This is a genomic window from Pseudomonas cichorii, assembly GCF_019719005.1.
Lineage (GTDB): Bacteria > Pseudomonadota > Gammaproteobacteria > Pseudomonadales > Pseudomonadaceae > Aquipseudomonas > Aquipseudomonas cichorii_E.
Map to the genome: position 1 here is coordinate 1 of NZ_JAIGPJ010000092.1, position 1,287 is coordinate 1,287.

Annotated in this window: 1 protein-coding gene; it reads right to left on the reverse strand. The window is 53.8% G+C overall.

The genetic code is table 11. The annotated features are described in order from the left end of the window. Positions 1-19: 19 nt before the first annotated feature. On the reverse strand, positions 20-1,015 hold the full coding sequence (locus K5D32_RS25725) for an IS110 family transposase (protein WP_221602321.1): 996 nt from the start codon (positions 1,013-1,015) through the stop codon (positions 20-22). Positions 1,016-1,287: the final 272 nt, after the last annotated feature.

The window sequence follows — 1,287 nt, forward strand, 5'->3', positions numbered from 1 at the left end:
GTAGATACTCTGTTCACGGTCAAGCTTTTAGCCGGTATTTTTCGCTAAAAAGCTTGGCCGTGTCGAAGTCTTCTCCAGCTTGCATACATGCCCATAAGCCCGTCAGATATTTACGCATGACAGCACAAATGGCCTGTATTTTTCGCTTCCCACGACCGACTAACGCCTCGTAAAAAGCCTTCACATAAGGGTCACAGCGGATCGCACACATGGCGGGCATGAACATCGCAGATCGCAAATAGGCATTGCCACATTTGCTCAGCCGACCGGGCTTGTCGATGCTTGTCCCCGACTGGGTCAGCCTTACATCCAACCCCGCATGACGACTGACCTGCGACGACTTGAGGGTAACAGGTAGCGTCGCGAGCTCGGCCAATACGGCAAATGTCGAAACATCTCCCATCCCCGGTGCCGCGACCATGTGATTGAACTGGCTCTGCAGTACCGGGCAGTTGGCGATGATGTCTCTCCCTGCTTGCCTGAATCTTTCGATGCGCTTGTCGAACATCGCAATAGCCTCTTCTTCATCCTCAATCAGCAGTGCTGAAGTCGTTTCAGTCGCTTGAAGGGCATGCAACTCATTCTTCGCTCTGGTGCGATGGCAGGTTAGACGGTTTATATGCCGACCAATGGCTCGTAACTCAAGCTGGGCAGGGCTTGGCGGGTTCCACAGACGAGGCGTCATACGCTCACCATATTCAGCCAGCAACTGGGCATCAATGGCGTCTGTCTTGCTGTGTTGAAGCATCAGTCTGGCGAAGTTGCGAGAGCTCTTCGGGTTAATCACTGAAACGGGCAGGCCAGCGGCATTCAACGCCATTGCCAGATCCAGGTAGTAAATCCCGGTAGCCTCCATGACGATAGAAAGCGGCTTGAGCGCTAACAGCTTTTTCACCGCAGCCTTGCGCCCTTTAGGCGTCTGAGCAATTTCCCACGAACCTGCCGAACGGCCTTTGTCGCGCCATACCATCGCGCTCGTGCGAGAACCAACATCCAGTCCGACGTGAACACTCATGCTTTTCACTCCAGGAAAACTAGGTGAAGATGTCTCCTGGTTCCCCTGACCTCGAACTTCATGCCACTGCAACCTTGTAATGCGAAGTCCGACTTGTCGGCTTCTCGATACTCTTCGTGGTGGGCAATGAGGCGGGGGAGCCTCTCTACAAGCAAGGTCAGGATCAAGTCCTGCCTTAAGGAGCGATCGGCCTCCCCCAGAACACATCTTGTTGATATCACCCTCCAAGCCTAGCCTCTCTCGTTGGGTGCAGATCAACATACAAGGAGCGA